Origin of the sequence: Clostridium tepidiprofundi DSM 19306, assembly GCF_001594005.1 — a bacterium.
GTDB classification, from domain to species: Bacteria; Bacillota; Clostridia; order Clostridiales; family Clostridiaceae; genus Clostridium_AC; species Clostridium_AC tepidiprofundi.
On the sequence record NZ_LTBA01000010.1, the window covers coordinates 23,134 to 47,876 of the forward strand.

At 30.4% G+C, this 24,743-nt stretch carries 24 protein-coding genes and 1 pseudogene; 21 read left to right on the plus strand and 4 right to left on the minus strand.

Annotated features, from left to right (window positions below; all coding sequences use genetic code 11):
* Nucleotide 1 precedes the first annotated feature (1 nt).
* Nucleotides 2-460 carry a GtrA family protein gene (locus tag CLTEP_RS14365; protein ID WP_084364697.1) on the minus strand — a complete coding sequence of 153 codons (459 nt, stop codon included), beginning with the start codon at nucleotides 458-460 and terminating at the stop codon, nucleotides 2-4.
* Between the two features lie 90 nt (nucleotides 461-550).
* On the opposite strand from CLTEP_RS14365, the gene CLTEP_RS06060 reads away from it, so the two are divergent.
* On the plus strand, nucleotides 551-1,843 hold the full coding sequence (locus tag CLTEP_RS06060; RefSeq protein ID WP_423230729.1) for a M16 family metallopeptidase: 1,293 nt from the start codon (nucleotides 551-553) through the stop codon (nucleotides 1,841-1,843).
* A 51-nt stretch (nucleotides 1,844-1,894) separates the two neighbouring features.
* Here the strand turns inward: CLTEP_RS06060 and CLTEP_RS06065 are convergent, their stop codons facing one another.
* Nucleotides 1,895-2,713: a TIM barrel protein gene (locus CLTEP_RS06065; protein WP_153016286.1), complete on the minus strand. Its 819-nt coding sequence runs from the start codon at nucleotides 2,711-2,713 to the stop codon at nucleotides 1,895-1,897.
* A 126-nt stretch (nucleotides 2,714-2,839) separates the two neighbouring features.
* Between CLTEP_RS06065 and recJ the strand changes: the two genes are divergently transcribed.
* Nucleotides 2,840-4,600: a single-stranded-DNA-specific exonuclease RecJ gene (gene recJ, locus CLTEP_RS06070; protein ID WP_066824100.1), complete on the plus strand. Its 1,761-nt coding sequence runs from the start codon at nucleotides 2,840-2,842 to the stop codon at nucleotides 4,598-4,600.
* A gap of 199 nt (nucleotides 4,601-4,799) precedes the next feature.
* Here recJ and CLTEP_RS06075 read toward each other — a convergent pair whose 3' ends face one another.
* Both CLTEP_RS06075 and CLTEP_RS06080 read right to left on the minus strand, forming a co-directional pair.
* Complete coding sequence (locus CLTEP_RS06075; RefSeq protein WP_066824101.1) at nucleotides 4,800-4,979, minus strand: alpha/beta-type small acid-soluble spore protein; 180 nt, start codon at nucleotides 4,977-4,979, stop codon at nucleotides 4,800-4,802.
* A 49-nt stretch (nucleotides 4,980-5,028) separates the two neighbouring features.
* Entirely contained in the window at nucleotides 5,029-5,208 is a 180-nt protein-coding gene (locus CLTEP_RS06080; RefSeq protein WP_066824111.1) for an alpha/beta-type small acid-soluble spore protein, read from the minus strand.
* A gap of 472 nt (nucleotides 5,209-5,680) precedes the next feature.
* Here CLTEP_RS06080 and CLTEP_RS06085 point away from each other — a divergent pair, with 472 nt between their 5' ends.
* From CLTEP_RS06085 to CLTEP_RS06180, 19 genes and pseudogenes are all read left to right on the plus strand, one after another.
* Nucleotides 5,681-6,736 (plus strand): undecaprenyldiphospho-muramoylpentapeptide beta-N-acetylglucosaminyltransferase, encoded by a 1,056-nt coding sequence (locus tag CLTEP_RS06085; RefSeq protein WP_066824233.1) that lies wholly within the window; start codon nucleotides 5,681-5,683, stop codon nucleotides 6,734-6,736.
* A 34-nt stretch (nucleotides 6,737-6,770) separates the two neighbouring features.
* Nucleotides 6,771-7,007 (plus strand): annotated as a pseudogene (locus CLTEP_RS06090) (CAP domain-containing protein); the annotation flags it as partial.
* A gap of 332 nt (nucleotides 7,008-7,339) precedes the next feature.
* Complete coding sequence (gene nifJ / locus CLTEP_RS06095; RefSeq protein ID WP_066824114.1) at nucleotides 7,340-10,867, plus strand: pyruvate:ferredoxin (flavodoxin) oxidoreductase; 3,528 nt, start codon at nucleotides 7,340-7,342, stop codon at nucleotides 10,865-10,867.
* Between the two features lie 481 nt (nucleotides 10,868-11,348).
* Nucleotides 11,349-11,660, plus strand: coding sequence for a DUF1292 domain-containing protein (locus tag CLTEP_RS06100; RefSeq protein WP_066824116.1), 312 nt, complete (start codon nucleotides 11,349-11,351; stop codon nucleotides 11,658-11,660).
* Between the two features lie 61 nt (nucleotides 11,661-11,721).
* Nucleotides 11,722-12,363, plus strand: a complete 642-nt coding sequence (locus tag CLTEP_RS06105; protein ID WP_066824119.1) for an HAD-IB family hydrolase — start codon at nucleotides 11,722-11,724, stop codon at nucleotides 12,361-12,363.
* 23 nt (nucleotides 12,364-12,386) lie between these two features.
* The gene (locus tag CLTEP_RS06110; protein ID WP_066824122.1) at nucleotides 12,387-13,244 is read left to right on the plus strand and encodes an aminotransferase class IV; all 858 of its coding nucleotides are present in this window, start codon (nucleotides 12,387-12,389) and stop codon (nucleotides 13,242-13,244) included.
* Nucleotides 13,245-13,307: 63 nt separating this feature from the next.
* Nucleotides 13,308-15,221 carry a flagellar assembly protein A gene (locus tag CLTEP_RS06115; protein ID WP_161938351.1) on the plus strand — a complete coding sequence of 638 codons (1,914 nt, stop codon included), beginning with the start codon at nucleotides 13,308-13,310 and terminating at the stop codon, nucleotides 15,219-15,221.
* Nucleotides 15,222-15,236: 15 nt separating this feature from the next.
* On the plus strand, nucleotides 15,237-15,689 hold the full coding sequence (locus CLTEP_RS06120) for a chemotaxis protein CheW (RefSeq protein WP_066824125.1): 453 nt from the start codon (nucleotides 15,237-15,239) through the stop codon (nucleotides 15,687-15,689).
* A gap of 10 nt (nucleotides 15,690-15,699) precedes the next feature.
* Entirely contained in the window at nucleotides 15,700-16,188 is a 489-nt protein-coding gene (locus CLTEP_RS06125) for a chemotaxis protein CheD (RefSeq protein WP_066824127.1), read from the plus strand.
* 13 nt (nucleotides 16,189-16,201) lie between these two features.
* A complete protein-coding gene (locus tag CLTEP_RS06130; RefSeq protein WP_066824129.1) occupies nucleotides 16,202-17,293 on the plus strand; it encodes a protein-glutamate methylesterase/protein-glutamine glutaminase in 1,092 nt (363 codons plus the stop codon).
* Nucleotides 17,293-18,060 carry a CheR family methyltransferase gene (locus CLTEP_RS06135; protein WP_066824131.1) on the plus strand — a complete coding sequence of 256 codons (768 nt, stop codon included), beginning with the start codon at nucleotides 17,293-17,295 and terminating at the stop codon, nucleotides 18,058-18,060. Before CLTEP_RS06130 ends, CLTEP_RS06135 begins: the two co-directional genes overlap by 1 nt.
* 12 nt (nucleotides 18,061-18,072) lie before the next feature.
* The gene (locus CLTEP_RS06140; RefSeq protein WP_066824134.1) at nucleotides 18,073-20,139 is read left to right on the plus strand and encodes a chemotaxis protein CheA; all 2,067 of its coding nucleotides are present in this window, start codon (nucleotides 18,073-18,075) and stop codon (nucleotides 20,137-20,139) included.
* A gap of 11 nt (nucleotides 20,140-20,150) precedes the next feature.
* Nucleotides 20,151-20,750 (plus strand): chemotaxis protein CheC, encoded by a 600-nt coding sequence (locus CLTEP_RS06145; RefSeq protein WP_066824136.1) that lies wholly within the window; start codon nucleotides 20,151-20,153, stop codon nucleotides 20,748-20,750.
* A 15-nt stretch (nucleotides 20,751-20,765) separates the two neighbouring features.
* Complete coding sequence (locus CLTEP_RS06150; protein ID WP_066824138.1) at nucleotides 20,766-21,128, plus strand: response regulator; 363 nt, start codon at nucleotides 20,766-20,768, stop codon at nucleotides 21,126-21,128.
* An 11-nt stretch (nucleotides 21,129-21,139) separates the two neighbouring features.
* Nucleotides 21,140-21,541, plus strand: a complete 402-nt coding sequence (locus tag CLTEP_RS06155; RefSeq protein ID WP_066824140.1) for a chemotaxis protein CheW — start codon at nucleotides 21,140-21,142, stop codon at nucleotides 21,539-21,541.
* Between the two features lie 30 nt (nucleotides 21,542-21,571).
* Nucleotides 21,572-22,567, plus strand: coding sequence for a flagellar motor switch protein FliM (gene fliM / locus CLTEP_RS06160; RefSeq protein WP_066824142.1), 996 nt, complete (start codon nucleotides 21,572-21,574; stop codon nucleotides 22,565-22,567).
* The gene (gene fliY, locus CLTEP_RS06165) at nucleotides 22,560-23,729 is read left to right on the plus strand and encodes a flagellar motor switch phosphatase FliY (RefSeq protein WP_066824147.1); all 1,170 of its coding nucleotides are present in this window, start codon (nucleotides 22,560-22,562) and stop codon (nucleotides 23,727-23,729) included. Before fliM ends, fliY begins: the two co-directional genes overlap by 8 nt.
* A 308-nt stretch (nucleotides 23,730-24,037) precedes the next feature.
* Complete coding sequence (locus tag CLTEP_RS06175; RefSeq protein WP_066824239.1) at nucleotides 24,038-24,313, plus strand: flagellar biosynthesis anti-sigma factor FlgM; 276 nt, start codon at nucleotides 24,038-24,040, stop codon at nucleotides 24,311-24,313.
* Nucleotides 24,314-24,328: 15 nt separating this feature from the next.
* Nucleotides 24,329-24,742 carry a flagellar protein FlgN gene (locus tag CLTEP_RS06180; protein WP_066824153.1) on the plus strand — a complete coding sequence of 138 codons (414 nt, stop codon included), beginning with the start codon at nucleotides 24,329-24,331 and terminating at the stop codon, nucleotides 24,740-24,742.
* The last annotated feature ends 1 nt before the right edge of the window (nucleotide 24,743 follow it).

The following is a 24,743-nucleotide window of genomic DNA, read 5'->3' on the forward strand; positions in this document are numbered from 1 at the left end:
GTTATTTTTTATTGAAAACAAAAAATTTGTTTATCAAAAAACTAAATACACCTGTAGTCATAGAGGCTATTAATTTTGATATGCTTAGCCACCTGTTGTTTAATATTTCTATCTGTTCACTTGATAAACTTGGCTTTATAAGAGGATTTTTACTAGTTAATGCAATTAAAATTATCGAATTTGCAATCATAGCTATTCCTAAAACTGATGCATATTTTATATATGATTTTTTGTTTCCTTCAGTTTTAAAAGTAAATTTCCTATTTAAAATATATCCATTAATAGAATACAAGAAAAATGATACTAAATTAAAAAGAGATAATATTAATCCACTTGTTACCCCTGTTAAAAGAGATAATACTTTTACTACAGAAAAGTCTATAAGAAAATTTAGACCACCTATAATACCATATTTGATGAATTGAAATATTGTAGAAAATATATTTTTATTATTATCCATAATCAAGTCCTAATAGTTAGAACGCACCTCCCTTCTCAAAATATTATATGTAAATTATACCATAAATAACTATGAATTAATAAAAATGAGGTGATATTTTTGCACAAAAAAGTATTAAGCAATGGGCTTACAATAATATATAAACATTCAGAAAATAATTTAACATCATTTTCAATTGCTTTTGAAGCGGGAGCAAATGTAGAGAATGAGAACGAGATTGGGTTGGCTCATGTAGTTGAGCATATGTTATATAAGGGAACATTCAAAAGAAATGAGTATGAAATCAATAAATTATGCGATGAACTATTTGGATTTAACAATGCTATGACTAATTATCCTTATGTTGTATACTATGCAACATGTTTGTCGGAAGATTTTGAAATAGGTTTTGATTTATATGCCGATATAATTTTGAATCCATACTTCCCAAAAAAAGGATTCAAAGAAGAGATAGATGTGATTTGTGAAGAATTAAATGAGTGGAGAGATGACATAAACCAGTTTTGTGAAGATGAGTTATTTAAAAATGCTTTTAATAAAAGAAGACTAAAGGAATTGATTATTGGCAATGAAAAAAACATAAAATATATAAAATTGGAGCATGTGATAGATTTTTATAATAGATATTATACACCTGATAATTGTGTTATAAGTGTTGTTTCGTCGCTGAATTTTGAGAAAGTATGTGACATTATATATAAGCATTTTGGAAATTGGAATAGAAAGTCTAATAATATTGTTGAAACAATATATGAAAATAATACCCCAGGGGTATTTTGGAATAAGAAAGATATAAATGGTAGTAAAATTCAGTATTGCTTTCCAATACATAATTTGAGTACCAAAGAAGAAAAAGCATTGATGATTTTTAATGCTGTGTTTGGAACAGGAACAAGTTCTATACTTTATGATGAAATAAGAACTAAAAGAGGTTTGGCATATGATATTGCTAGTTCGATAAAATTTGAAAAGGGAATAAAAGTATTCAAAATTTCTATGGGAACTTCAAAAGTAAATGAAATGGAAGCAATAGAATTAATTAATTCTATTATTCGAGAAATTAAAAATAACAGTGAGTATTTTAATAAGTATTTTAATGAGAGTAGTATGAGTAATATAGTAAAGGGTATTGTATTAAGAAATGCTTTGTCACTGGAAAAATCTATTGTTGAATGTGTTAGATTGGCAGTATTTGAGATTATGTTTAGGGATAGAAGTGAAATTAACAGTAATTTTAGTAACTTAGTAGATATAGAAAATTATATGTCGCCACTTTATGAAAGAGTAAATGATTTAGATAAAATCACTTATAAGGATATTATTTTGGTTATGAATAAAGTATTAGTGAAACCTACTATACAAATAATTTCCTCTAATGATTAAAAGATTTTAAAATACCAAAGAGAAATTTTATAACTTCCCTTTGGTATAACACTATAGTGAATAATAATATTCTTTTAGGAGTAAAGCATCTTTTTCAAGAATAGGACTTTCACAAACTATGCAGCCTTCAACACTGAAATCCTTCAATGCTTTTAGACAGGCCTTATAATTAAAGTCACTTTCCATAAATGGAAGGTGTTTTCTTTCGCCTTTTATTGAATAGCTTATGCCAGACATATGTATGTGCATGTCCTTCAATGCATCATTACCCAAATTATCTTTTATAAATTGCAATATATGTGCAAAGTCTTCATAATTTTTCAAAGAACCATTATATCTTGCATGTATATGGGAAAAATCGACACATAATTTGCAAGTAGGAACTTCTTTGCATAATGATACAAGTTCTTCTAAATCACCGAATTGAGTACCTTTTCCCGTGGTTTCCAATCTGTAATTCACACCTATATCTGGAAGTTTTAATAAATTTTCTTTTATAGTATTATAAGTTTCTTCTTTAGAGTCCTTCAAATAAAATCCAGGGTGAAAAACAAGGCTCTTTCCTTCAACTTTTTTCAAGGCTTCAGCACCTTTTATTATCCTTTCTAAGGATTTTTCTTGTTTTTCAATTTCATCTGCATTTAAATTTATATAATATGAGCCATGAGCAGACAAATAAAAATCATTTTTAATTTTTGTTTCTAAAATGCCATCTTTATTGTTATTTGTGACATTAACTGAGCGTACAAATGGAAGTTCCATTGAATCCAGTCCTATGTTTTTTAAATATGATATTGCTGTTTTATAAGTTAATTTTTTATTATCTTCTCCCAATGGAAGACCAGATATTCCAAATAAAAGAGACATAATCACACCTCCTGTTTTGCTGTCATTAATAACGTAAATATAATTGACTTGTTATTTATATTGATATGCCTTATAATTTATTGTAACATTTTTAAACAATAATTTAAAATATTAAATGTAGGTGATTACATGAAAAGTAAATGGACATTAAGAACAACAAGAGTAAATACTAAAGAATTATCGCAAAAAACGGGCTTTAGTAGTGTTGTTACGAAAATACTTGTAAATAGAGGGATTAATTCACCAGAAGCCATAAAAAGATTTATGTATGGTGATATAAAAGATTTATATGATCCATTCTTGATGAAAGATATGGATAAAGGAACTGAAATAATTAAGAATGCTATAATTAGCAACAAAAAAATAGTTATTTATGGTGATTATGATGCAGATGGTGTAACAAGTACTAGTATTTTATTTAAGGCATTGAAAAGATGTGGTGCAAATGTAGACTATTATATACCTGATAGGCAATCAGAAGGTTATGGTATGTGTTCAGATAGAATAATGAAATTACATGAAGAAGGTTATGATGTTATATTAACATGTGATAATGGAATTTCAGCAATAGATGAGATTAAACTTGCTAAATCTTTGGGAATGACCGTGATAGTTACAGATCATCATGAATTAGTTTTCAAGGAAGATGATAAAGGAAATGAAATATTTGTTATGCCTGAAGCTGACGCAATTATTAATACAAAAAGAAAGGATTGTACATATCCATTTAAAATGTTATGTGGTGCAGGGATTGCATATAAATTTGCAATAGCGCTTTATTCTAAATTCAAAATTGATATATCGGAAACATATGAGTTTATTGAACTAGCGGGTATTGGGACAATATGTGATGTTGTTGATTTAATTGATGAGAACAGGATAATTGCCAAAAAATCATTAGAAATGCTTACTAAAACGAAGAATTTAGGATTGAGAACTTTAAAGAAGGTTATAGGAATTGAAGGAAAAGCAATAAAATCTTACAATGTTGGATTTCAAATAGGGCCATGTATAAATGCTACTGGAAGATTGGAAACAGCGGCTCTTTCTGTAGAATTGCTTTTATGCAATGATGAAAAAAAAGCATATGAATTAGCTAATACATTATTTGAACTCAATAAAAAAAGGCAACATTTAACGAATATGAATGTTGAACAAGTTGTTGAGAACATTGAAAATTCCGAAATGAAAAATCATAAAGTTATAGTGGTTTATAAAAGCGATATTCATGAGAGCATAGCGGGTATTGTTGCAGGTAAGATAAGAGAAAAATTTAATGTGCCATGCATAATTTTGACTGATGGCAAAGAAATGCCTAAGGGATCTGGCAGATCCATAGAAAAATACAATATTTTCAAGGAATTAGTTAAATGCAAGGAACTTTTAGAAAAATTCGGAGGCCATCCTATGGCAGCTGGATTGAGCATAAAAGAAGAAAATATAGATAAACTGAGGTATGCATTGAATAAAAATTGTAAATTGTCAGATGATGATATTATACCTAAAATAAGGATTGATGAAGTTTTACCACTAGAAAATATATCGTACAAGCTAATCAATGAATTGGAAATGCTGGAACCATTTGGTAAAGGGAATCCTAGTCCCATTTTAGCTAACAAAAATGTTATAGTGGATAATGCCTCTTTGATTGGAAAAGAAAAAAATGTTGTCAGATTTAAGTGTAGAATTCCCAATACAAACAGAATTATTGATGCAGTGTGTTTTAATGGAAAAGATAAATTTGAAGAAATATTTGGAGAAGCATATACTAAAGAGCAAAATAATAACAATACTACAATGTTGGATATTATATTTTCACCATATATTAATGAATACAATGGAATAAAATCGATACAATTAAAAGTGAGTGATTTTAGGCTATCAAAGTAAGGAGAGTACGCAACATTTGTTGCGTACTCTCCGCCTCAGATTAGGTGACTACAAATAAATTCTTGTAATCATATAACTATATGGTCATATAAAAATTTATATGCAGTCTATACCTAATACACTAGTATTTAGTTTTTAGCTTTTATTATATTATGCTTTTAAACGATGTTCTTAAGCAACACTTCTAAAATCTAGTTTATTATAGATTTCTTTCGTATTGTTCAACCATTTTTTTAACCATCTGTCCTCCAACAGAACCGCATTCTCTAGAAGTTAAATTACCATTGTAATCAGTAAAATTAACACCTAGTTCTCTAGCAGTTTCCATCTTAAATTGGTTCAATCCTTGTTTAGCTTCTGGTACTAAATTTTTTGCCATTATATTTCCCTCCTCTTAAAATTATATCAATCCCTAACTATTGTGCTTATTATAAATTTCTTTCGTATTGTTCAACCATTTTTTTAACCATCTGTCCCCCAACGGAACCGCATTCTTTTGCTGACAAGTTACCATTGTAGTCAGTAAAATTAACACCTAGTTCTCTAGCAGTTTCCATCTTAAATTGATTTAATCCCTGCTTAGCTTCTGGTACTAATTTCTTTGCCATGGTTTCAACCTCCTTTGTTGTTTTTGTAATCTTAGTTTGTGCATAAATTGAATTATTATATTAGTGAATTGGAGGTATACAAGCAATAATGTGTCCAAAATAGCAAAGTAAACTACCGTTGTCATATTTTGTCGAAAAGTAAACTTGTAGAATTGATAAATTGAATAGACAAATTAACAAAAATGAAAGTTAACTTCAATTCGTAATTTAGATTTTTATTATTATATTACAACGAAAAAATGCATCATGTAGAGATTTTTATAGTGAATATTAATACAAAATATATGTATATTAAATATAAATATTGCATATTACGAATTGAAGAAAGTTAATTAGCTAGAACATTGGTGATGATGTAGTATATAATAGTATTGATTAGGCATTTGAAAGAGAATAATAAGTCAAATATGTCTTATTATTAAATATTTATTTAAACAAGGCGGTGATAAAATTGAGTCATAAGAAGATAATAATGACTGGTGGCGGTTCAGCAGGACATGTGACACCGAATTTAGCATTAATACCCAAATTAAAAGAAAAAGGATATCAAATTGAATATATTGGAAGTGAAAATGGCATAGAAAGAAAAATAATTCAAGAAGAGAACATACCGTATTATTCAATATCAACAGGAAAACTACGAAGATATTTTGATTTAAAGAATTTTACAGATCCATTCAAGGTGGTTAAAGGTATATTGGAAGCAAAAAAAATAATAAAAAAAGTAAAGCCTTGTTTGGTTTTTTCTAAAGGAGGATTTGTTTCCGTACCTGTGGTAATAGGTGCATATTTGAATGGAGTACCTGTTGTAGCTCATGAATCAGACATTACTCCAGGTCTTGCAAATAAAATTTCAAGCAAATATTCAAAAAAGATATGTGTAACGTTTCCTGAAACGCTTGAACATATAAAAGATAATAAGGGTGTTTTAACAGGAACGCCTATTAGATATGAATTGCTGCAGGGAAGCAGACTTGAAGGAATAAGGTTATGCAATTTCAAAAGCGAAAAACCTATTATTATGGTGATTGGAGGAAGTTTAGGTTCTGCTATAATAAATGAAACCATACGGAATTCTTTAAAAGAATTATTAAAGAATTATAATATAATTCATATTTGTGGCAATGGGAATTTAGATAATAAATTGACTAATGTAGATGGATATAGGCAATTTGAGTATGTTAAATATGAACTTAAGCATTTTCTTGCTGCATCAGACTATGTCATATCAAGAGCTGGAGCGAATACTATTTTTGAACTTTTAGCATTAAAGAAACCTAATATTTTAATACCGCTTTCTGCTAAAGCAAGTAGAGGTGATCAGATTTTAAATGCTAATTCATTCAAGAAAAATGGATTTAGTATAGTTATTCAAGAAGATGACTTAAATACAGAAATTCTATTAGAAGAAATTAAGCACTTAGAAAAAAATAAAGAAATATTTGTTAGAACAATGAAAAACAGTTCATTAAAAAATGGAACTGATGCTATAATTAAAGTTATAGAAAGCTGTTTAAATGAGGCATAATTTAAATTATGTTTTTATTAGAATTGAAAAACTCTCACTTTCATATGGTTCACCTTTTAAAATGATTAAGAATTTCAGAATAAATTTTACTATGGCAGGTGAAAATATAGCTTTGGGTCAAAGAACTCCAAAAGAAGTAATGAATTCGTGGATGAATTCACCAGGACACAGGAGCAATATATTAAATCCTAACTATACTGAAATTGGTGTAGGTATTGCATACAGTAAAGATAGAGGAATATATTGGACACAAATGTTTATAAGACCGTAAAAGCTTAAAAAACCACAAAAATTTATAAAATCTTACGATAATTTTGTTAAAAAATAAATAAATACACTTTAAAATATTTTATTAATACTATATAATGTATTGTAATGAACGGCCTTTATATAAAAATAGAAATAACAAGTAGTTATATTGATTACACTAAAATACAAAAAATGGTATACATTTGAGTAATATTTCAAAATTTATGGTTAATGTGTACAAAGTACTGCTTTTCTACTTTACACTTATATCATTTGAGTGTATATTATAGTCGAAGAGTAAATTAATATACATTTTTATATTTTAAGTTAATATTTAAGAAAGAAGGGTTTGCAATGAACAGAAAAATGAAAACTATGGATGGTAACACTGCTGCTGCTCATGTTGCCTATGCTTTTACTGATGTTGCAGCAATATTCCCAATCACTCCTTCTTCTCCAATGGCAGAGAAAGTAGATGAATGGGGAGCACTAAAGAGAAAAAATATTTTTGGCCAAGAAGTTAAAGTAATGGAAATGCAATCTGAAGCAGGAGCTTCTGGTGCTGTTCATGGCTCACTGCAAGGTGGAGCATTAACTACTACTTTTACTGCATCTCAGGGATTATTATTAATGATTCCTAATATGTATAAGATTTCCGGTGAATTATTACCAGGAGTATTCCATGTTAGTGCAAGAGCATTAGCTGCACAAGCACTTTCAATATTTGGTGATCACCAAGACGTTATGGCTACTAGACAAACAGGATTTGCTTTATTGGCTTCTAATAGCGTTCAACAAGCTATGGATTTAGGAGCTGTTGCACACCTTTCGGCTATTAAAGGTAAGGTACCATTCCTTCATTTCTTTGATGGATTCAGAACTTCTCATGAAATCCAAAAGATAGAAATTTGGGATTATGATCAATTAGCTGAATTAGCTAAAGATGTTAAAGAAGATATTAAAGCTTTCAGAAAGAATGCATTAAATCCTGAGCATCCTGTAACTAGAGGTACTGCACAGAATCCTGATATTTACTTCCAAGCTAGAGAAGCTTGTAACAAATTCTATAATGCATTACCTGAAATAGTTGAAAAATACATGAATGAAGTTAATAAGATGATAGGTACTGATTACAAATTATTTAATTACTATGGTGCACCAGATGCTGAAAGAATCATAGTAGCAATGGGATCAGTATGTGAAACTATTGAAGAAACAATAGATTATATGAATTCTAAAGGAGAAAAAGTTGGTCTTATATCAGTACATTTATACAGACCATTCTCAATAAAGCATTTATTAAATGTTGTGCCAAAAACAGTTAAGAAGATAGCTGTTTTAGATAGAACTAAAGAACCAGGTTCAAATGGAGAACCTTTATACTTAGATATTAAGAATGCATTCTATAATTCTGAATTGAAACCAGTTATTGTTGGTGGTAGATATGGATTAGGTTCAAAAGATACAACTCCAGCTCAAATAGTAGCTGTATATGATAACCTAAATGCTGCTCAACCAAGAGATGGATTTACAGTTGGTATCAATGATGATGTAACTAATACTTCATTAGAAATAGGTGCACCAATTGATACAGCAACTGAAGGAACTACTGCTTGTAAGTTCTGGGGATTAGGTTCTGACGGTACTGTTGGAGCAAACAAGAGTGCAATAAAAATAATAGGTGACCATACTGATATGTATGCACAAGGTTACTTTGCATATGATTCTAAGAAATCAGGTGGTGTAACAATATCACACTTAAGATTCGGTAAAAAACCTATTAAATCTACTTACTTAATAAATAAAGCTAATTATGTTGCATGTCATAATCAATCTTATGTTGATAAATATGATGTTTTAGCTGGAATTAGAGATAATGGTACATTCTTATTGAATTGTCTTTGGGATAAGGATGAACTAGAAAAACACTTACCAGCTTCAATGAAGAGATATATTGCAGAACATAACATCAATTTCTACACAATTAATGCTGTTAAAATAGCACAAGAAATTGGTCTTGGTGGAAGAATCAACATGATAATGCAATCTGCATTCTTTAAACTTGCAAATATTATTCCTATAGAGGATGCTGTAAAATACTTAAAAGATGCTGTTGTAGCTTCTTATGGTAAAAAAGGTGAAAATGTTGTTAGAATGAACCATGAAGCTATAGATAAAGCAATAGAAGCTATTGTTAAAATAGATGTTCCAGCAAGTTGGAAAGATGCTAAAGATGAAGTTAAAGAAGAAAAAGAAAACAACAAACCAGATTTTATCAAAAATGTTGTTGAAGTAATGAACAAACAAGAAGGAGATAAACTTCCTGTAAGTGCATTCAATGGTATTGAAGATGGAACATTCCCAGCTGGTACTGCTGCATATGAAAAGAGAGGGATAGCTGTAAACGTACCAGAATGGAATGTAGATAATTGTATTCAATGTAACCAATGTGCATATGTCTGTCCACATGCAGTAATTAGACCTGCATTAATGACTGATGAAGAATTAAAGAATGCTCCAAATGCAATCAAAGCTAAAAAAGCTGCTGGTGGAAAAGCATTTGAAGGATTAAACTACACAATGACAATAAGCGTACTTGATTGTACAGGTTGCGGAAGCTGTGTTGAAGTATGTCCAGCTCCAAACAAAGCATTAACAATGAAATCTACTTCTTCACAGATAGAGCAACAAGAGGTATTTGATTATGTTGATAAATTACCTCAGAAGAAGAACCCAATGAACAAGACTACTGTTAAGGGAAGTCAGTTTGAAAAACCACTATTCGAATTCTCTGGTGCTTGTGCTGGTTGTGGAGAAACTCCATATGCTAAACTTGTAACTCAGTTATTTGGTGATAGAATGATGGTTGCTAATGCAACAGGATGTTCTTCTATTTGGGGAGCTAGTGCGCCTTCTACACCATATACTGTTAACCAAAAAGGTCAAGGACCTGCATGGGCTAATTCATTATTTGAAGATAATGCTGAATTTGGATTAGGTATGTTCCTTGCAGTATCTCAAATGAGAGATAGAATTGAACAATTAGCAGATGAAGCTCAAAACAGTAATTTAAGTGCTGAGTTAAAGAATGTTCTTAAAGAATGGAAAGAAAATAAAGAAGATGGCGAAGCTACAAAAGCTATAAAAGAGAGAATGTTACCACTACTTGAAGCTGAAAAAGAAAATGAGATTGCTGCAGAAATACTTGAAAAGGCAGACTTCATAGTTAAAAAATCTCAATGGATATTCGGTGGAGACGGCTGGGCTTATGACATAGGATATGGCGGACTTGATCATGTTCTTGCTTCTGGCGAAGACGTAAACGTATTGGTATTTGATACAGAAGTTTACTCAAATACAGGTGGACAGTCTTCAAAAGCTACTCCAACTGCTGCTATAGCAAAATTTGCAGCTGCTGGTAAGAGAACTAAGAAGAAAGATTTAGGAATGATGGCTATGAGCTATGGATATGTTTATGTTGCTCAAATAGCTATGGGTGCAGATAAGAACCAAACAATCAAAGCTATAACTGAAGCAGAAAAATACAATGGACCATCATTAATAATTGCATATGCTCCATGTATCAATCATGGAATCAAAAAAGGTATGGGTTGTAGCCAACAAGAAGAGAAAAATGCAGTTGAATGCGGCTACTGGAGTTTATACAGATACAATCCAGAACTTAAAGAAGAAGGAAAGAATCCATTCTCATTGGATTCTAAAGAACCAAAAGATTCATTCATTGATTTCTTAAAAGGTGAAGTTAGATACGCAGCTTTAGAAAAAGTTCAACCAGAATTAGCTAATAAGCTATTCGAAAAGACTGAAAAAGATGCTAAAGAAAGATATGAAAACTACAAAAAGCTTGCAGAGCAAAAATAGAATAAGAATGGAATAAAGTGAAATAAAGTGAAATAAAAAAGAAATACGAGTAGAACAAAAATAAAAAGATGAACCTATTTTATGGGTTCATCTTTTTATTTTTGTGTGCAATTAAATACTAATACATGAAATTTAAATAAGTATTGTATTATTTTTATCAGTTTATTTTATTAAATACGACAGATAATATATTTGAAGGGAGTGAATATATATGAAAATAAACAGAAGAATTAATAGAAGAATTAACGATATGACTAATATGGTAGGCAGAGGAATTAGAAGAACTGTCAGAAGAATAAAAAGGAAAATGTATTAAAAAATTTGCACCTCTTACCCCAGGGGTGCATTACATATAATGCAAATAAAACAAAATATGAGTGCTAATTTATACTGCTGGTATGAAAAGCTTCAAAAAAGACTTTTAAAATATGTAGATTTAGGGTATTATTATACCATAAGGTAAATTAGGAGGAGATTTTTTATGGAAGAAAATAAATCTAAGAGCAATGAATATAAAGAGAATGAGTGTGAAGTTGGACATAGTGAAGAGGAATTTGAAGCTTTAACAGTGGATTTAGAAGATGAAGAAGGTAATATAATACATTGTGAAATAATCGATGGATTTGAATTTAATGATGATGAATATGCAGTTGTTCAAAATCCACAGGATGAAACTCTATACTTATTCAAAGTAATTGGTGATGATGAAGTTGGTGAGCTTGTGCTTCCAGATGATGATGAATTTGAGAGAGCAAGAGAATATTATGAAAGTTTAATTGAAAGTGAAGAATAATTTATTAGCCGATGCGTATGCACGGCTTTTAAAATATACAAATACTTAAGAGGTGTTATGAGTGGAAAGATTAGCAATATTTGATGTGGATTTCACATTGACTAAACGAGAAACATTGATGGAATTTTATTTATTCATGATAAAGAAGAATCCTAAAAATATAATTCATCTTCCTAGGAGTTTAGCAGCAGTATTGCTTTATGCATTAAGGGTATTCGATGAAAAAAGAGTTAAACAAAATTTTCTGCGTTTCATAGATGGAATAGAAGAAAAACATATGAAATCATTAGTTAAAGAATTTTATAGTGAAAGACTTAGCAATATATTCTATGAAGATGCTATGAATATGATAAAAAAATTAAAAAAAGAGGGATATAAGATATTTCTTATTTCAGCTTCACCGGAGTTTTATCTCAATGAGCTATATAATATAAAAGAAGTTGATAAAGTCATAGGTACTAGATTTTATTGTGAAAATGGTATTCATATGCCTAAAATGTTAGGTGAGAATTGCAAAGGTCAAGAGAAAGTGAATAGACTTATGGAGGTTTTAGAAAAAGAAAATATTGAAGTCGATTTTAAAGAATCATATATGTTTTCTGATTCATTATCAGATTTGCCATTGTTTAATTTAGTGGGACATCCTTATTTGATTAATTATAAAAACAAGCATGATACTATAGAAATACTTAAATGGAAATAATTTTATAGAATGGAGTTGAAATCATGTCAGAGTGCATTTATGATTATTTTGTTATAAATCACAAAATAGAAAAAGCATATAAATTCAATAAAGATATTATAAAAGATGGAAAATCTTTATATGAAGTAATTAGAATAATAGATGGTGTTCCTCTATTCTTAAATGAGCATATAGACAGATTACATAATTCTGCAAAACAAAAAAACTTATTATTTGATATCGAAAAGAGTGAAATTGTTAATGATATTAAAAAATTAATAAAATACAATAAAATTTTTGAAGGAAATATTAAATTAATATTTAATAATAATAGTGAGAATGTATTTATTATGTATTTTATAAGTCATTATTATCCAACTGAAGAAGAATACAAAAGAGGAGTAAAAACAATTATATTTCACGGAGAGAGAAAAGATCCTAATATTAAAGTTATTAGCAATAAATTTAGAGAAAGTGTTAATAGCAAAATAAAAAAGGCAAATGCTTATGAGGCTATTCTTGTAGATAATAATGATAATATTACAGAAGGTAGTAGGTCTAATATATTCATGATAAAAGGCAATGCACTATATACTGCACCTAATGAAGAAGTATTACCGGGTATTACGAGGGGTAAAATTATAGAATGTGCAAAATTGTTAGGCATAGAAGTAATAGAAAAAAACATAAAAATTCAACAGATAAATACTTTGGATGCACTGTTTATTTCGGGAACATCTCCTAAAATACTCCCTATTAACAAGGTGGATGATATTAAATTTGATTCAAGTAGTAATTTTTTGATTAAGAAGCTTATGAAAAAATTTAATGATGCTATTTTATGCGACATTGATAATATAAAAAATCTATATAAGTTTGATAATAATAATATATTTTTGTAAATAAAATAGAAAAATGAACGATAAATTATCTATGAGTGTATATGTATGTTATGGGGTGGTAATGTGATAACGAAAATTTTTACTGGAAACTCTATTGATGAATGTCTAGAGAAAGCATCTAAGGAATTAGATATTAAAATTGAAAATATTAAGTATGAGATTTTAGAAGAAAAAAAAAGTATTTTTAGAAAAAAGGCAACTATTTCAGTTATTTTGGATGAAGTGTCTAATGAAGATGATGGGACAGTGCGTATTGTAGGAGGAAAAATTCTTGTTAAAAATCCTAAAAATGAAGGTAAACCTGCTATTATTAGGCCAAGCAAGGATATAAACTTAATAATTAATGGTGAAAAGGTAAACACAGCAGTTGAAGTTTATGACTATACTGTTATTGATATTGAGTTTGATCAAACTGTTTCTAAGAGAGTAATGAATATAAGTATTACACCTGATAAGATGAAGGCATATATTAATATAAAATATATTCCGGAAATTGTATACAAGCTACAAGATTGTGATGAAAGTAGAGAAGTAAATTTAATTGCTGAAATTAAAGAAAAGAAATTACCACCAAAGTATACAAAAGAAGAAATAATAAAAGAATTGAGAAATAACAATGTAGTTTACGGTATTAAGAAAGGAGCGTTGGAAAAGTGTTGTAGTGAAGAAAAAATAGAGCATATTCTGATAGCAGAGGGAATTCAAGTTATTGACGATATTGATGATGAGTTGGATATTAAATACAATACTAATGCTAATAAATTAGTTGAGGATAGCACAGGAAAAGTTGATTATAAATCGATAGGTCGCATTGTAAGTGTAAAGAAGGGAGATACACTTGCTTTTTTAAAGAGAGGTAAGCAAGGTAGAGATGGAGTCGATGTAACTGGTAAGGTTATAAAGCATAAGAAAGGCAAAGTAATCCATTTAAAGGCTGGAGAAGGTTGCGAAATAAAAGATGATGTAATGGTTATTGCACTTAGAGATGGTAAACCGAGTACAAAAGGAACGACTTTTTTTGTAAAACAAATACATGAGGTCAATGGGAATGTAGATTTGAAGACAGGAAATATAAAATTTAATGGAGATATTATAGTTTATGGTGCAGTAATGGAAGGTATGAAGGTTGAAGCAGGAAGAGACATAGAGATATATAAAAATGTTGCAGACTCTTATGTTGTAGCTAGGGGAGATGTTTATTTGAGAGCAAATGTTATTAATTCTGATGTTGCTGCAGGAGACGAAGATGTTTTCAGATTAAAATATATAAAGAATTTGAAAAAATTTAGAGAATTAATTGATGTACTCAAGGATACATGTGTTCAAGTTAAACAGCATAATTTGGTAGGTAAAAAATCAAAAGATGGAGAGATTGTAAAAATACTTATTGAGAATAAATTCAAAAATATAACTAAACTTTCCAATGAAATTCTTATTCAATCATTGCAATGTAAACAGGAAAATAATAAATTAGCATATATAGTAAAACAAAAATTAGTAGGTCTTGGTCCTTTAAGCATTGTTAGTTTTGATGAGCTTGATGAAATGGTAAAATTCATAGAAAAAGAAATAGCTGTTGTATCTACCAAACTTACTGTTCCAGTTAATGTGTATGTGTACTATTGTCAAGATAGCAATATTGATAGTTCGGGATCGATTTATTTTACTGGCAAGGGTGAATATGTTTCGAATATTATTGCACATGATGGTGTCTATTTTGAGAGTCCACAAAGTATCGCGAGAGGCGGTGTTATTAAAGCAGGAAATGAGATAAGATGTAAATGTGTTGGAAGCTCAGGTGGTGTTTCTACAAAGTTAGTAATAGAAAAATATGGAGATATATGGGCAGATATTGCTTATCAAAATACGAGATTTGCCATTGGATTACAAGAGTATATATTAGAAAAACCAGCCAGAGATATACATGCATATTTAGATAAAAATGGGGAACTTACAGTTGATAAGTTCAACCTATGATAAAGGGGGATTTGTATGAGCGATAATGCATTAAAAATTCTTATATTTAATATTAAGAATGAAAACTATGCTGCAAGCATCATGGAAATTGAAAGGATACTTGGATATCAAGAACCTACAAGGGTTCCTGATGTACCACAATTTGTTGAGGGCGTAATAAACTATGAAGGCAGTATTTTACCAGTTATTTCGATAGCTAAGAAATTTGGACTTTCAAATAGTGGCGTTGATGGTGAATCAAAGATAATAGTAGTAAAACAACATGAAAGTAAAATAGGTATTCTTGTAGATTCTGTTTCAGAAGTAATGGATATTGACATGTCTGTTATTGAGGAACCACCTGAAATAATTTCTGGAATATCAAAGAGATATCTTAAAGGGTTAGTAAAATGTGATGAAAAAATAATAATCCTCCTAAATTTGAGTGCTATACTTACTGAAGAAGAAAAAGAAAAGATTAATATTTGATGTGGAATGTATGGCAGCTAAAGAGATAAGAATAGGAATTGCTGATTTGAATGTTGGTAACTCCCCTGATGTCTTAATAACAGTAGGGTTAGGCTCTTGTGTAGGTATAGCATTATTTGATAAGAGGAAAAAAATAGGGGGACTAGCTCATATTATGCTTCCAGACAGCAAACAGTTTAGTAAAATAACTAATGAATATAAGTTTGCTGATTTAGCCATTCCAGTTTTATTAGATAAAATGATAAAATCTGGTGCTTCAAAATATAGTATTGAGGCAAAAATAGCAGGAGGAGCTTCAATGTTTAATTTTTCCGATAAGAGTATGATTATGGACATTGGAAGCCGCAATAGCACAGCAGTTAAAAAGGTTTTAAAGGAATTATCTATACCCTTAATTGGTGAAGATGTAGGGGGCAATAAAGGTAGGACTATGATTTTTGATACTGATAAGGGGACGGTATCTATTAAAACAGTTGGACAAGGCATTAAAGTAATTTAATGGAGTGATAGCATTGAATAAAATAAGAGTAATAGTTGTTGATGATTCGGCGTTGATGCGAAAATTGATATCTGATATGATAAATATGGAAAATGATATGGAGGCTGTTTGTATTGCTAAAAATGGAGAAGAATTGCTTCAAAAGATACCTGAGTGCAATCCAGATGTAATTACACTTGATGTTGAAATGCCTAAAATGAATGGTATAGAAGCATTAAAGGAAATAAAGAGGAGAAATATTAATATTCCGGTTATAATGCTCAGTTCGGTATCAAGAACTGCTGCAAAGCTTACAATGGATTGTCTTCATTGTGGAGCCTTCGATTTTATTGCTAAACCTTCAGGAAGTATTTCATTAGATATTGAAGACGTGAGGGATGAATTAATAAATAAAATAAGAACTGCTTTTTCACAGAATAATAGCGATAATACAATATCAAGAAAGAGATTGTTTACAAGGAAAAGAAGTATTAACAGAAATCATATTAATGTTTCAAAAAATAAGACAAGTGGATTTAGAAGGAGAAGAGTTGATATTAAAGCTGTTGCTATTGGAGCTTCTACTGGAGGACCAAAGGCACTTTATAAGGTGATTACTAATTTGCCAGGTGATTTAGATGTTCCTGTATTTGTAGTGCAACACATGCCTGTTGGTTTTACTAAAGCATTTGCAGATAGATTAAACTCCAAAAGTCAACTGAAAGTAGTTGAAGCAGAGGATAATATGAAAATAGAAAAGAATACTGTTTATATAGCCAAAGGTGGCTTGCATATGGAAGTGAAACGAGATGGGAAAATACATTTAAACGATGAACCAACTATGTGGGGAGTACGACCTGCAGTCGATAAATTGTTTAAGTCAGCATCAAATGTATATGGTTCCAATCTGTTGAGTGTACTACTAACTGGTATGGGCAGAGATGGTGCAGATGGTACTGTTGAAGTCAAAAAGAATAATGGAATTACATTTGCAGAAGATGAATCCACGTGCGTCATTTATGGTATGCCTAAGGCAGCGTATGAAACTGGTATGGTTGATTATGTTATTCCATTGGACGATATGGCAAAAAACATTACTAAAATTGTTTTAGGGGCTGATAAATAATGGATTTTGATAATTTTAAGAAGTGGGTTAGAAGGGAGTTTGGCATAGATCTCACGGCATATAAGGAGAACCAATTACATAGGCGTATATTAAGTCTGATGTCAAGGATTGGGATTGATAGTTTAGACGAATACATAGAACTGCTGAAAAAGGACAAGATGCAGCGTCAAAAGTTTTTGGATTTTATAACCATAAATGTAACGGAGTTCTTTAGGAATCCAGATATATTCAATGATTTTGAAAAGCTTTTAAAGAATAATTATTTAAATCAGAGTAAGAGTTTGAAGATATGGAGTGCTGCGTGTTCGATTGGTGCTGAGCCGTATTCGATATCTATGATTTTAGACGATTTATCACATGGTATGAATCATAAAATTCTTGCAACTGACATAGATAATACCATTCTTCAGAGAGCAAAGCAGGGTATATATACCTATAATGAAGTTAAAAATGTTAAGAAGACATACTTAAATAAATATTTCAATATAAAAGACGATAAATATGTCATTGATGATAAAATAAAAAGAAATGTTACTTTTAAGAAACACGATTTAATTTTAGATGAATATGAAAAAGGATTTGACATAATAATATGCAGGAATGTTGTTATTTATTTTAATCAAGATGTAAAAGAAAAAATATATAGAAAATTTTCTGATTCTCTTAAAAAAGGTGGATTGTTATTTGTTGGAGCGACAGAAAGCATATACAACTATAAAGAATATGGTTTTGAAAAGGCTTCAACATTCATGTATAAGAAATTGTAAGGAGGGATGGACGTGGATACATCTCAATATTTATCGATGTTTTTGGAAGAATCTATGGATAACTTACAGACGCTAAATGATTCTCTTCTCCAATTGGAACAAGAACCTAATGATATTGATAAACTAAACGAAATATTTAGAGTGGCACATACTATAAAGGGAATGGCTGCTACTATGGGATTTAATGAAATGGCAGAATTGACACATAAAATGGAAGATGTTTTATCTGAATTTAGAGAAGGCAAATTGCAAGTTACTCAAAAAGTCGTTACTGTATTATTTAAATGTCTTGATACGTTAGAGTTGATGGTTAATAATATTTCGGAAGGAATTGATGAAGCAGTTCCTGTTGAGGATATTATTAGTGAGTTACATTCCATTGCTGAAGAAGATGAATTGACAGTAGAAAATGCATCTGATGATGTTCAGGATAGCAAGTCAGATATGTCAGACCATAAAAATGAGGACATAGAAAAGTTTAAACAAAGAATGGATTTAGATGAGTATGATTTGAGTGTAATAAAACAAGCCGCGGATAAAAATATAAATTCATTTGAAATAAAAATTGTTTTGAGTGAAAATACTCTTTTAAAATCGGCAAGAGTGTTCTTGATTTTTAAGAGTTTGGAAGAGTATGGAGAAATAATCAAATCTGTTCCATGTGCTGAAGATTTAGAAAATGAAAATTTTGATAGAGATATAAATCTTGTATACTTGTCAAATGCTTCATATGAGGAAGTAAATAATATTTTGAATAATATCTCTGAAATTGATGAAATTGTCGTGGATAAGATAGATATTGGAAGCAAAAATGTTATAACAGAAGTTAATGAAACACAACAATCCAACAATAGTAGCAGTGTGCCTAAAGCTACACAAAAAGATAGACCGCAAAAATCGGGTAATAAAAGTGCTAAAAAAACCAAGGAAATACAAAAAAACAGAAAGAAAGTTCACCAATCTGTAAGGGTAGATTTGGAAAGATTGGATAAGTTTTTGACTATGGTATCAGAGCTTGTAATTCATAGAACAAGACTTGAACAGATTACTGATAATCTTAGAATAACTGAGCTAAATGAAACATTGGAACAAGTTGCAAGAACAACACTAGATCTTCAAGATTTGGTTATGAAGATAAGAATGCTTCCTCTCGAAGTTGTGTTTAACAGATTTCCGAGGATGATAAGAGATCTATCAGTTGAACTAGATAAAGATATGGAACTGATTATTGAAGGACAGGAAACTGAACTTGACAGAACAGTAATAGATGAGATTGGAGAACCTCTAATACATTTGTTAAGAAATGCTGCTGACCATGGTATAGAATCTAGAGAAGAGAGAATTGCTAAGGGAAAAGATCCAGTTGGAAAAATAAGATTGATAGCTTATCCAGAAGGAACAAAGGCCGTTATTAAAGTTGAAGATGATGGCGGCGGTATAAATATAGAAAAGGTTAAAAGCAAGGCAGAGGAAAAAGGAATAAATACAGAAGGCATGACAGATAATGATATAAGAAATCTGATTTTTGATCAAGGATTTAGTACAAATACAGAAGTTACCGACATATCTGGCAGAGGAGTTGGAATGGATGTAGTTAAGACAAAAATTGCTGCATTAGGTGGAACTGTTGATGTGGTCAGTGAGGAAGGAAAAGGTACAAGCTTTATAATCAAATTACCTTTGACATTACAGATAATTCAAGCATTGCTTGTAAAGATAGGTAAAGAAACTATGGCAATTTCTTTAGGATATATTGATAGAGTCATAGATTATAAAGAAGATATAATTAAGAAAACTAATAATAGAGAGATTATAATTTACAATGAAAATGTAATACCTCTCATTAGGGTGAATGAAAAACTACAAATTGAACCTGATGAGAATAGCAGAAATTATATAGTTATTGTAAGAATTGGAGAGAAGACAGTAGGGCTTCTTGTAGATTCACTTTTAGGTCAACAAGAAATTGTTATTAAACCACTTGGAAAAACTCTTAAAGGGTTGAAAGAATATATTGGGGCCACTATATTAGGTGATGGGCTTGTTACTTTAATACTTGATGTAGCAGCCTTAATATAAGGGGGAATTATATGGAGTTTACTAAACTTGATTCGTTGCAGTTAGATGCACTAAAAGAGGTTGGAAATATTGGAGCAGGAAACGCAGCAACTGCACTCTCACAACTCCTTAATACTAAAATAGATATGAGCGTACCAAACATAAATATTGTACGATTTGAAGATATATTTGATAAAATAGGTGACGAAGAGGTTGTTGTTGGTGTTATTGTAAGAGTGCTTGGTGATACACCAGGAAATATTTTGTTTGTATTGGATAGACAAACTGCTTTTATGATGGTAGAATCTTTAACTGGGAGGAAAGAAGAGGAATTAACTGAATTAGGGATTTCGGTATTAAGTGAGATAGGTAATATTATTTCTGCTTCATATATGAATGCGATTGCACGTATGACAAATTTGGTTATTATGCCTTCTGTCCCAGCAGTTACATATGATATGCTAGGAGCAATACTTTCAACTACATTTATTGAATCTGCACAATTAGATGATAATGTTCTTGATGTGGAAACATCATTTTTCCAAGATGATTCTGAAATAAGTGGACATTTTTATTATATACCTATGCCGGGTTCGCTTGAAAAGATATTAAATGCTATAGGAATAAATTAATGGAGGGAATAGAGAATGGCTACAAAAGTATTAATTGTTGATGATGCTGCTTTTATGAGAATGATGATTAAGGATATACTAGAAAAAAATGGATATGAAGTGGTTGGAGAGGCAAGTAATGGTGTTAAAGCTGTTGAGATATATAAAGCAGAAAAACCTGATATTGTTACAATGGATATAACTATGCCGGACATGGATGGCATAGAAGCAGTAAAGGCTATTAAGCTTTTTGATCCTAATGCTAAGATTATTATGTGTAGTGCTATGGGTCAACAAACAATGGTAATGGATGCTATAAGAGCAGGTGCGAAAGATTTTATAGTCAAACCATTTCAAGCAGATAGGGTACTTGAAGCTATTAAAAAAGTGGTTGGCTAGGGAGGTGTGTTATGCAAGTAGTTGTTTTTACACTTAATAATGAGCAATTCGCAGTAGAAACTGAAAAAGTTCAAACTATAAATGATATTATGAAAATTACAAAAGTGCCTAAAGCACCAAAATATATTAAGGGTTTGATAAATTTAAGGGGAAATGTAATTTCCCTTTTGGATATAAATTTGCTACTTGATATAGATAAGAGTAGTACAGAACAACAAAATATAATAATATTAAAGATTCAAGATGAGTTAGTTGGAATTGTTGTAGATCAAGTTGATGAAGTGCTTGATGTAGATAAAGATAAAGTTGAAAATCTTGAAGAATCTAGAAGAAAGATATACATTAAGGGGATTATTAATTTTCTCGATAGGATTGTAACACTTATTGATATAGATAAACTTATATTAAGTTAAAAATAATAAATATATGAAAGAGGTAATTTTATGGCAGAAGTTTTATCGCAAAGTGAAATAGATGCCCTTTTATCTGCCTTATCTTCAGGAGAGCTTGAACCAGAACAGTTAGAATCCGAAGAAGAAAAACATAAGGTAAAGTTATATGATTTTAGAAGTCCACAAAAATTTACTAAGGAGCATTTAAGGACTCTCGAACTTATTCATGATAATTATGCAAGGATTATTTCTACTTATTTAACTGCTCAAGTAAGAACTTCTGTTAAGATAAAAATAGAAACTATTCAGCAGATTACTTATGAGGAATTTATTCATTCAATACCAAATCCGACTATATTGACTATATTTAGAATGCCACCTTTAAGTGGTTCCATACTATTTGAAACAAATCCTGAATTTGTTTATCAGGTAGTAGATATTTTGTTAGGAGGTAATGGAGAAAGAAGGACAAAGTCGAGGGAATTTAGTGATATTGACAAGAATATTATCAGAAAAATTAATGAGGGAATGATTTCAAATTTGAATCTTGCATGGGAAGATGTGTTAGAAGTTGTACCTGAAATCGAAGGATTGGAAACAAATCCAGCTTTAAATCAGACTTTAGCTCCCAATGAAGCAGTTGCATTAATTACTTTTTCTGTTGAAATGGGAGAGAATAATACTTTTTTAAATATATGTATTCCGTATTTGAGCATAGAAAAAGTGTTGGATAAATTGGTTGTTCAGTATTGGTTTAGGGGAAATAATCAAGAATTACTTGAAAATTCTAAAGAATTGGTTAGAAAAAGACTAAATATTGTGGAAGTATCCATCGCGAGTGTTCTAGGAAATGCACATATTTCGGTTGAGGAATTCCTTAAGTTAACTGCTGGAGATGTTATTACTTTAGATAATAAGATAAATGATCCAATTAAGATTTATATTGAGAATAAACCTTATTTTTATGCTAAACCAGGTGTAATTGGTAAATATAGAGGAGTTCAGATACTTGATATTATAGATAAGGATGTGGATGATTATGAGTAATGGATTTCTTTCACAAGAAGAAATAGATTCTCTTTTAAATGGCGGTGCTGATAACACTGGTTCAGATGTAACAGAAACTACTAATGTTGATGAAGAAGTATTGACTGACATAGAAAAAGATTTGCTAGGAGAAGTAGGTAATATATCTATGGGTTCTGCTTCTACGGCACTTTCTACTATTATTGGTCAACAAGTAAATATTACCACACCAGTTGTATCAGTAGTAACATTGAAGAAATTAAAAGAAAGTTTTGAAGTTCCAAATATTGCATTGGATGTTAAATATACAAGTGGTATAACGGGTAAAAATCTATTAGTGTTAAAAGTTACAGATGCTGCAGTCATAGCTAATTTAATGATGGGTGGAAATGGAAGAATAGAAAATTTTACTGAATTATCAGAAATAGAAATCAGTGCTGTTTCTGAAGCAATGAATCAGATGGTTGGTTCGGCAGCAACCTCAATGGCTACAATGTTTGCAAGAGAAGTAAATATTTCACCACCGAGTTCAAAGATATGGGATGAAAAAACAAATGATTTAGCTGATGAAATTGAAGAAGATGAACCTGTTGTTTTAGTTTCTTTTAGACTTATAATAGGTGATTTGGTTGATAGCACTATGATGCAAATATTGCCTATTGATATGGCTAAGAAAATAGTTAGTATAATGATGGGAAATGATAAGGGTGATGATAGTGAAGCTGACAATAATATGAATTCAGATGTTCAGGCTTCTGAAAGTCAGCAGCATTATCAAACAAATACTGAAATACAACAGGAGGTTGCTGCTAGTGCTGAAAGGTCACATGTTCAAGAAAAACCAATAGAAGTACAACCACCTGTTAATGTAAAACAAGCGTCGTTTCAAACACTTACTTCAACAGGACCTATTGAAGTATCAAGCAATATAAATTTGATTTTAGATGTTCCACTTGAGATATCCGTTGTTCTTGGAAGATGTAAGAAGAATATAAAAGAGATACTCGATTTGGGAACAGGTTCATTAATAGAGCTTGATAAATTGGCAGAAGAACCGGTCGAAATTCTTGTAAATGGAAAGAAGATTGCTTATGGTGAAGTAGTTGTTGTAGATGAAAACTTTGGTGTAAGAATCACAAGCATTGTTAGCAATGAGGAAAGAGTAAAGAGCTTAGGGAAATAGAGAATTTAATAAGAAATTATTTGGGTACCCTGAAGAAGGGACCCTTTTTTAGTGAATAGAGAATAGAGAATAGTGAATAGTAAAGGTTGAAATTGCGGGGCAATTTCTTTGAGTGAATTTGTTTTGCTAAAGCAAAACATTGGGACTTCAGGTGGAGATTCTACTCCACCTGAAGCAAAAAGCTTCAATCTCTCACTTATAGAAGTGAGAGTCTTATTAAAAAAACGTGTAAACTTTGTTTGTATATATACGATAATAAGAATGAGATTAGTAGTTTGGAAATTTCAAGTACATTAGAGGTGAAGAGAGTGAATATTGATAGAATTTCGGCTAATAAGGTTATGAGCATTTACGGTAAGAGTAAAAGAGTTAATGTTAAAAAGGTGGACGAACAGAAAAGAGATACTTTAGAAATATCTTCACTTGGTAGAGCTATGAGTGATTATGTATTAAACATGAAGAGTATACACTCTGATGAAAATGTTAAAAAGATAAGAACAGAAGTGAAAAATGGGACGTACAATAGAAATTCAAAATTAGTAGCAAAAAAGATGTTTGATATAATGCAAGGCAATGAAATATAGGTGCGGTGATTGATTATGATTGAAGAATTAAAAGAGATACTTGTTTCGGAAATTGAAGCTTTCAAAAGTCTGCTAAGCGAATTAGAAAGTCAGTATAATTGTATAATAAAAAAAGATGTATTTGGGATGGAGAGTTGTGTTGATAAAATAAAAAATGCTAATAAAAATATTGCTATTTTAGAAATGGAAAGAAGAAAACTGTGCGGAGATAAAGAAATGGGTAAAATTATTGAATGCAGTGATGATAAAGAATTAGAGAACAACTATAGAGAAACCAGAAAAATACTTTATCAGATAAAACTCCAAAATGAAACAAATGAGATTTTATTGAAACAGGGATTGAGTTATACAAATCAGATGTTAAATATTTTGAATCCCTCTCCTAAGGTGCCAAATACCTATAATTCATATGGAAAATCTAGGAGGTAAT

Excerpts from the sequence above, each read along its gene's own strand:
- CLTEP_RS06080 (WP_066824111.1), bottom strand. The coding sequence starts at position 5,208 with ATGGCAAAGAAATTAGTACCAGAAGCTAAGCAGGGATTAAATCAATTT.
- CLTEP_RS06125 (WP_066824127.1), top strand. The coding sequence starts at position 15,700 with ATGGCAGCTAAAGAGATAAGAATAGGAATTGCTGATTTGAATGTTGGT.
- CLTEP_RS06110 (WP_066824122.1), top strand. The coding sequence starts at position 12,387 with ATGTCAGAGTGCATTTATGATTATTTTGTTATAAATCACAAAATAGAA.
- CLTEP_RS06155 (WP_066824140.1), top strand. The coding sequence starts at position 21,140 with ATGCAAGTAGTTGTTTTTACACTTAATAATGAGCAATTCGCAGTAGAA.
- fliM (WP_066824142.1), top strand. The coding sequence starts at position 21,572 with ATGGCAGAAGTTTTATCGCAAAGTGAAATAGATGCCCTTTTATCTGCC.
- CLTEP_RS06145 (WP_066824136.1), top strand. The coding sequence starts at position 20,151 with ATGGAGTTTACTAAACTTGATTCGTTGCAGTTAGATGCACTAAAAGAG.
- CLTEP_RS06075 (WP_066824101.1), bottom strand. The coding sequence starts at position 4,979 with ATGGCAAAAAATTTAGTACCAGAAGCTAAACAAGGATTGAACCAATTT.
- CLTEP_RS06100 (WP_066824116.1), top strand. The coding sequence starts at position 11,349 with ATGGAAGAAAATAAATCTAAGAGCAATGAATATAAAGAGAATGAGTGT.
- CLTEP_RS06150 (WP_066824138.1), top strand. The coding sequence starts at position 20,766 with ATGGCTACAAAAGTATTAATTGTTGATGATGCTGCTTTTATGAGAATG.
- CLTEP_RS06180 (WP_066824153.1), top strand. The coding sequence starts at position 24,329 with ATGATTGAAGAATTAAAAGAGATACTTGTTTCGGAAATTGAAGCTTTC.
- CLTEP_RS06085 (WP_066824233.1), top strand. The coding sequence starts at position 5,681 with ATGACTGGTGGCGGTTCAGCAGGACATGTGACACCGAATTTAGCATTA.
- CLTEP_RS06135 (WP_066824131.1), top strand. The coding sequence starts at position 17,293 with ATGGATTTTGATAATTTTAAGAAGTGGGTTAGAAGGGAGTTTGGCATA.
- CLTEP_RS06120 (WP_066824125.1), top strand. The coding sequence starts at position 15,237 with ATGAGCGATAATGCATTAAAAATTCTTATATTTAATATTAAGAATGAA.
- nifJ (WP_066824114.1), top strand. The coding sequence starts at position 7,340 with ATGAACAGAAAAATGAAAACTATGGATGGTAACACTGCTGCTGCTCAT.
- CLTEP_RS14365 (WP_084364697.1), bottom strand. The coding sequence starts at position 460 with ATGGATAATAATAAAAATATATTTTCTACAATATTTCAATTCATCAAA.
- fliY (WP_066824147.1), top strand. The coding sequence starts at position 22,560 with ATGAGTAATGGATTTCTTTCACAAGAAGAAATAGATTCTCTTTTAAAT.
- recJ (WP_066824100.1), top strand. The coding sequence starts at position 2,840 with ATGAAAAGTAAATGGACATTAAGAACAACAAGAGTAAATACTAAAGAA.